Origin of the sequence: Collinsella sp. HCP28S3_B9, from assembly GCF_052066095.1 — a bacterium.
Lineage (GTDB): Bacteria > Actinomycetota > Coriobacteriia > Coriobacteriales > Coriobacteriaceae > Collinsella.
The window spans coordinates 22,142-28,312 of record NZ_JBQHST010000032.1 but is presented as its reverse complement, the minus strand read 5'-3'; the positions used below and the strand labels follow the sequence as shown (position 1 = coordinate 28,312).

Below are 6,171 nucleotides of genomic sequence, written 5' to 3'. Positions count from 1 at the left end.
GGCGCGGCTGCGCCTATGGCACTTCAACATCATTGTCGCAGCCCCGACCCGCGGTCACGAGCGGGGGCTCCTATCTTTTTAGTGCCCTCGGATTGGGTCATAGTGTCTGTCTTCGCGGTCGTTGACAAGCATTGCTGCGCCGGCGACCGTTGTAGCTATGGCGGCGGCAGCGAGCCCGGCGGCAATGCCAGAGCCGTCGCCCGTGTCGGCGAGCTTTCCGCCCGAGCCCTTGCCCTTGTTGCCCTTACCGTTCTTGTTCGCGCTGCCCGCGTTGGCGCCGGCGCCGCCTGCACTGTCCGAGGCCGCTACGGTAAAGCTTGCGGCTCCGTCGCTGGCGAGCGTGTAGTTCTGCGCCGCGTCGCCCAACAGGTCTTTTTTCGCACGCACCCAGTACGTTCCCGCGGCAAATGCCTCACCCTCGGCCATCGCTGTTCCCGGAGCGCCGTTTGCATCGTGCATAAACTCGAGTTGGGCGGTGCAGGCATCGTTTTCGAGCTTGCCCTCGAGTGATGCCGTAATCTTGGCGCGCACGTCCTCGCCGGCCTTAAGGCCCTCGAGCCCCTTAAAATGGGGTGTCAACGCGCGCGGATCGATATCGATGGGCACGGAGCCCCGCAGCGCCGTAACGGTCTTGTTGCCCAAGGCGTCGACATCCACATATACGATTTCAAACACATGGCCCGAAGCCGCCACGTTGAGTACGTTGCTGCTGTCGACGAGGCGGAAATAGCCCTCGCCAGCGGTCTTGCCATCCTGGAGCGAGGCATCGCTCAGCGAGTCGCCGTACGTCATGCGCATGCGGGTCGGGAGGTGGTACGAAGCCGTCTGCTTGTGCTCCGTATCGTAATTGCGCTGATAGATGCTCCGGGCCAGCGCTGCATCAACAAAGTCGGATGCGATGATGCCAATGTGCTTGAGGTAATCTGGCTCTGTTTCCTCGGTGCCGTCGGGATTGATGTACGGGCTCTTGTACAGATGCTCGTTGACCACTCGCGCTGCGGTAAAAGGGTTGTTTTGCGTGCAGCTGGTGTAGTTGATAGACCAGCAGCGCTCCGTTGCCTGCATCGTTGTTCCATCCGCGGCAGTGATATCTACGGTGTTGCGCTTGAGTTCGGACGCTGCCTTCAGGGCGCTATCGACCCATGCTATCTTACTGGATCCCGTGCAGCTGTAATGGTCTTGGGCATATACCTTTGTGCAATAGGGCTCTTTGTCGCCCGCATTGCCCGTAGTCTCAAAGCCTCGCACGTCTTGGACGAGACACATAGAGGAGCTGTCGGAGTGTGCTGCGATTTTTTTGTCCCATTCGGTGAGGTCGAGGCCCCACGTGCGGCCGTTTGCGCTGCTGCCGGCGAGTCCAAATCGACGCAGCAGGACGATCTTTCCGCGCGCGTCGCCCAGTGTGGGAACGTGGCTCGACGTGTAGAACAGATTGGGATTATCGTCCATAACCTTGGCGAAAGCCGTCGTAGCACTTTCGTCGGTGGCTTCGTTGTTGCCTCGTGACACAAGCATGATGAGCGCTTCTGACGAGTGTTCGTTCAAAAATGTTTTGAAGTAACCGATGACATCGGAGAGCTGCATATAGTGCCCGTTTTTTTTGAACAGGTAGCATCCTCCATGGACGATACCGGGGTTGTCGTGCTCGTTGTTCTTTCCGAGTCGGATATCAAAATAGCGAATGCCTTCGAGCAACTGCGTGGGTATGTAATCCTGCTGGCACTTTACAAGCGAGGTTTGGGGCTCGGTGTCGTTGTCGACGCTGCAGGTGCTCGTATCATGCGTGCCCGGGATGCTCAGCTCGTCGAGGTACTTGTTGTCGTCGACGTGGCTCATCCAACATGGTCCGTCGATGTAGCTGCTATACGTGGTCCAGTCGATGCTGCTAACTGTGGCATTGGTCTCGCCCATGTCGTAACCGACAAGTTCGAGTTCCCACGGAATGCTCGTCCTCTTGTGGCAGATCTTGTTGTCGTCTTGGTCTTTGCCGTCCTTTTCTATGGCCAGGTAATTAAAGTCTTTGTCCTCGTTTGTGCGGTCTCGGATGATGTAGGTTCCGTCTTGCTGGCGGTCGAACGCAAAAGAGCGGCTGGGCTTGTCGTCATGCTCGCCACTCCATACGTGGATGACCTTTCCATCTTCGTCCGAGTCGCCATCGACCGACCAAATGCTGTAGCCCGTCTTCTTGTGCTCTTCGAAATTGAGCAGGGTGCGGATGGCATACCATTTTGTATTATCTGTATCGGTCGCTACGTGCTCAAGGATGAGCTTGCTGGACGTTCCGTCATTAAATAGGTGGCAGACGTTGCCGATGACGTTGCCGTCTTCGTTGACGCTCGCGGTGCGAAAATAGCCCGCGGGGCGAAGGCGAATGACGAACTTGTCGAGGCTGGCCGCTGGATCGGCCGTGCCGTCCGCAAAGGCTGTCCGCGGACTAATGCCCAGCATGGCGGTTTCGGGCAGGCTTGCCAGAGGCGACAACGCTGCAAGTCCAAGGCCCAGCGTAAACGCTCGGCGACTGATGGCGTGATGTTCGGTCATAACTCCTCCATTCGCAGGGTGCGGCTGCGCGCTCGTTGTGGCCACTATACTGCCCAGACGTTTAAAGAAGCCGGTTTAATTGTCTGCGCGGCGCAATAAATCGGCGGGCGGACGTGTTGGGGTGCCTGCCGTTTTCGTACTGTTGCCACATTTAGGGTGGTTCCGGCATCCTCGCGTTCGTCGGCTACCGGCATAAGAAAGTTTTTCATGATCGTGTCTCCTCGATCTGTAACCGCCCATGGATTACCTGCCTTTACTGTACGCGCGGGCGGCTCGCGCGGGTGGGCCATGTGTCCCATGCTTGCGGTGCCGACGCCTATCGTGTGTCATAGAAATCCGCGATGGCCAGGTTCGCTGACGCTCATGTGCTTATGGGCTAGACTTAGCACCATTACTTGATCGATACAGTTGGCCGGCGGTTGCCGCCCGACCGATCTATATGACTTGAAGGTGCGTGCGTATGAGCCAAGAGATGATGGATAAAACCTGTCGCGGATTTGCCGAGGCACTTGCCGCGCGCGAGCCGGTTCCCGGCGGCGGTAGCGCGAGCGCCTTTGTGGGCGCGCTGGGCGCCTCGCTTTGCGGGATGGTCGCGCGCTACGGGGCGACGAACCCTGCGCTTGCCGATCGAGCGGACGATTTGGCGCACGCGTTTGCCCGGGCGGATGAGTTGGCGCAGGAACTTGTGGACCTGGTCGCCGAGGACGTTCGTGCCTACGGGCAGGTGTCCGCGGCGTACGGTATTCCGCGTGACGATCCGGCTCGACCGGCTGCGATTCAGGATGCGCTGCACGTGGCGGCTATGCCACCGTATCGCATTATGGATGCCTGCGGGCGCGCGCTGGCGCTGCTCGAGGACATGGCCGATAAGGGTTCGCGCCAGCTGCTGTCCGACGTGGCGTGCGGTGCCGTGTTCTGCCGCGCCGCCATGCAGGGTGCGAGCCTGACGCTCTTTGCCAACACCACATCTATGAAAGACCGGGCGCGCGCCGAGGAGCTCGAGGCAGCGTGCGATGATCTGTTGGATACGTGGCTGCCGCGCGCCGATGCGCTGGCGCGCCGCGCCGCCGACGCAGCCAGGAAGAGGGGATAGCCATGGCAGAGCTGCTCAAGGGTGCTCCCGTTGCCCGTGCCTTGACCGAGGAACTCGCTGCTCGCTGCGCCGTCCTGCGCGAACGCGGCGTTGTGCCGACGCTGGCCATCGTTCGTGTGGGCGAGCGCGAGGACGATCTATCATACGAGCGCGGCGCCCTCAAGCGCTGTGAAAAGGCTGGCATCGATGCTCGCCGCGTTTTGCTTCCCGCCGATGCTTCGCAGGATGAGCTGCTGGCGGCTATTAAGGACATCAATGCCGACCCCGCCGTTCATGGGTGCCTAGTGTTTCGCCCGCTGCCCGCTGGGCTTGACGAGGATGCGGTTGCCGCGGCACTCGATCCCGCCAAGGATGTCGACTCCATGACGCCGGCTTCGCTACTTACCACGCTTTCGGGGCGAGGCGAGGGCTTTGCTCCTTGCACGGCCGAGGCCGTGTTGGCGTTGCTGGACCATTACGGTGTTGAGCTGGATGGGGCCAAGGTCGCGGTCGTCGGTCGGTCTCTGGTGATTGGCCGTCCCGTTGCCGCCATGCTTACGGCTCGCAATGCCACGGTGACGACGTGCCATACGCATACGCGCGACCTTGTTGCCGAGTGTCGTGCGGCTGATGTAGTGGTTGCGGCCGTTGGACGCGCGCGCACGATTGGCGCGGATGCGGTTCGCGAGGGTCAGACGATCATCGATGTGGGCATTAACTGGGACGAGGCCGCTGGCAAGCTGGTCGGCGACGTCGATTTTGATGCTGCGGAGCCGATCGTTAACGCCATCACACCCGTGCCGGGCGGCGTGGGGGCTGTGACCACCGCGATTCTCGCCAAACACGTGATCGAAGCGGCCGAGCGTACATCGAAATAGGCTTTTGACCACGGGGGCTGCCGAGGCCGTGGTTTCGCCCTTTTTGCACCAAAGCGATACACTATTGCCGTTTGATTTTTTCGCTCAAGGAGGATGCGCATGCCGTGCACAACGATTTTGGTCGGTAAGAACGCGAGCTATGACGGGTCGACGCTGGTTGCCCGCAACGAGGACTCGCCCAATGGGGTATTTGAGCCCAAGCGCATGCGCGTAGTGCATCCCGACGAGCAGCCGCGTGTCTACACGAGTGTCCTGAGCCACCTGACCGTTGAGCTGCCCGACAATCCCATGCGTTACACAAGCGTCCCCGACGTTGTCCCGGGTCATGGCATTTGGGCCGAGGCCGGTTTCAACGAGCTCAATGTTGGCATGTCCGCAACCGAGACGCTCACCACCAACGAGCGCGTCCGCGGCGCCGATCCGCTCGTGGATTTCGTGCCCGCCAAGGGTAACGAGGGCGAGGACGGCTATGTGCCGGCGCAGCCCGGCGGTTTGGGCGAGGAGGATATGGTGACCCTGGTGCTGCCATACGCCAAATCCGCCCGCGACGGTGTGCGTATTCTGGGTGAGCTGCTCGAGCGCTACGGCACCTACGAGAACAACGGCATCGCCTTTAGTGACGTTGACGAGATCTGGTGGCTCGAGACCATCGGCGGCCACCACTGGATTGCCAAGCGCGTACCCGACGACGCCTATGTGACCATGCCCAACCAGCTGGGTATCGACAGCTTTGACCTGGACGACGCCGAGGGCGCGCAGGTCGACCACATGTGCTCGTCCGACCTGCGCTCCTGGATGGCCGAGTGGCATCTGGACCTGACGCTGGGCGTTAAGGGCGACGGTCCCGCCGCGGTCTTTAACCCGCGCGAGGCCTTTGGCTCGCACAGCGACAGCGACCACGTCTACAACACGCCGCGCGCCTGGTACATGCAGCGCTGCCTCAACCCCAGCGATGTGTGGGACGGTCCCGACGCCGACTACACGCCCGAGAGCGACGACATTCCCTGGAGCCGCGTGCCCGAGCGCAAGGTGACCCTCGAGGACATCAAGTACGTGCTTTCGAGCCACTACCAGGGCACGGAGTACGACTGCTACGGCAGCAAGGGTACGCCCGCCACGCGCGGCGCCTATCGTCCCATCGGCATCAACCGCAACAGCCAGCTCGCCGTGCTGCAGCTGCGCCCCTATGCGCAGCCGGCGTATCGCGCCGTGCAGTGGATGGCGTTTGGCTCTAACTCGTTTAACGCGCTTGTGCCGCTGTACGCCAATGTCGAGACCATGCCCGAGTACTATGCCGACACGCAGGCTCGCGTGACGTCCGAGAATTTCTATTGGGCGAATCGCCTGATTGGCGCCTTGGCCGATGTCCGCTTCCATGAGTGCGGTCGCGCGGTCGAGGATTATCAGGAGAAGGTCGGCGGCATGGGCCACAAGCAGATTCACGACGTTGACGCCGTTGTCGCCGTACTGCCCGAGGCCGAGGTGCCCGCCGAGCTCGCCCGCGCCAACGAGGCCTTTGCCGAGCTTGTGCGCGTGGAGACCGATGCCCTGTTGGGCAAGGTGCTCTACACCACGAGCTGTGCCATGAAGAATTCCTTCGCGATGAACGATAACGTAAGGTAAAGATAACCTTGCAACGAGCGAGCGGGGCAAACGCCGTCAAAGGCTTTGCCTCGCTCG

At 61.1% G+C, this 6,171-nt stretch carries 5 protein-coding genes; 3 read left to right on the top strand and 2 right to left on the bottom strand.

From position 1 onward, the window contains the following. Window positions 1–78 precede the first annotated feature (78 nt). Together ACTNBB_RS07890 and ACTNBB_RS07885 are read right to left on the bottom strand one after the other, a co-directional pair. Complete coding sequence (locus tag ACTNBB_RS07890; RefSeq protein WP_441057660.1) at window positions 79–2,541, bottom strand: phosphatidylinositol-specific phospholipase C; 2,463 nt, start codon at window positions 2,539–2,541, stop codon at window positions 79–81. Window positions 2,542–2,585: 44 nt separating this feature from the next. Continuing rightward, window positions 2,586–2,750 carry a hypothetical protein gene (locus ACTNBB_RS07885; protein WP_441057663.1) on the bottom strand — a complete coding sequence of 55 codons (165 nt, stop codon included), beginning with the start codon at window positions 2,748–2,750 and terminating at the stop codon, window positions 2,586–2,588. 251 nt (window positions 2,751–3,001) lie between these two features. Here ACTNBB_RS07885 and ACTNBB_RS07880 point away from each other — a divergent pair, with 251 nt between their 5' ends. The 3 genes from ACTNBB_RS07880 (at window position 3,002) to ACTNBB_RS07870 (ending at window position 6,114) form a co-directional block, all read left to right on the top strand. Then, complete coding sequence (locus tag ACTNBB_RS07880; RefSeq protein WP_427727505.1) at window positions 3,002–3,634, top strand: cyclodeaminase/cyclohydrolase family protein; 633 nt, start codon at window positions 3,002–3,004, stop codon at window positions 3,632–3,634. Between the two features lie 2 nt (window positions 3,635–3,636). Then, the gene (locus tag ACTNBB_RS07875; RefSeq protein ID WP_441057666.1) at window positions 3,637–4,491 is read left to right on the top strand and encodes a bifunctional 5,10-methylenetetrahydrofolate dehydrogenase/5,10-methenyltetrahydrofolate cyclohydrolase; all 855 of its coding nucleotides are present in this window, start codon (window positions 3,637–3,639) and stop codon (window positions 4,489–4,491) included. Between the two features lie 99 nt (window positions 4,492–4,590). After that, on the top strand, window positions 4,591–6,114 hold the full coding sequence (locus tag ACTNBB_RS07870) for a C69 family dipeptidase (protein WP_441057669.1): 1,524 nt from the start codon (window positions 4,591–4,593) through the stop codon (window positions 6,112–6,114). Window positions 6,115–6,171: the final 57 nt, after the last annotated feature.

Bases quoted from the DNA above. Each gene is read 5' to 3' on its own strand.
- ACTNBB_RS07875 (WP_441057666.1), top strand. From the start codon at position 3,637: ATGGCAGAGCTGCTCAAGGGTGCTCCCGTTGCCCGTGCCTTGACCGAG.
- ACTNBB_RS07885 (WP_441057663.1), bottom strand. From the start codon at position 2,750: ATGAAAAACTTTCTTATGCCGGTAGCCGACGAACGCGAGGATGCCGGA.
- ACTNBB_RS07880 (WP_427727505.1), top strand. From the start codon at position 3,002: ATGAGCCAAGAGATGATGGATAAAACCTGTCGCGGATTTGCCGAGGCA.
- ACTNBB_RS07890 (WP_441057660.1), bottom strand. From the start codon at position 2,541: ATGACCGAACATCACGCCATCAGTCGCCGAGCGTTTACGCTGGGCCTT.
- ACTNBB_RS07870 (WP_441057669.1), top strand. From the start codon at position 4,591: ATGCCGTGCACAACGATTTTGGTCGGTAAGAACGCGAGCTATGACGGG.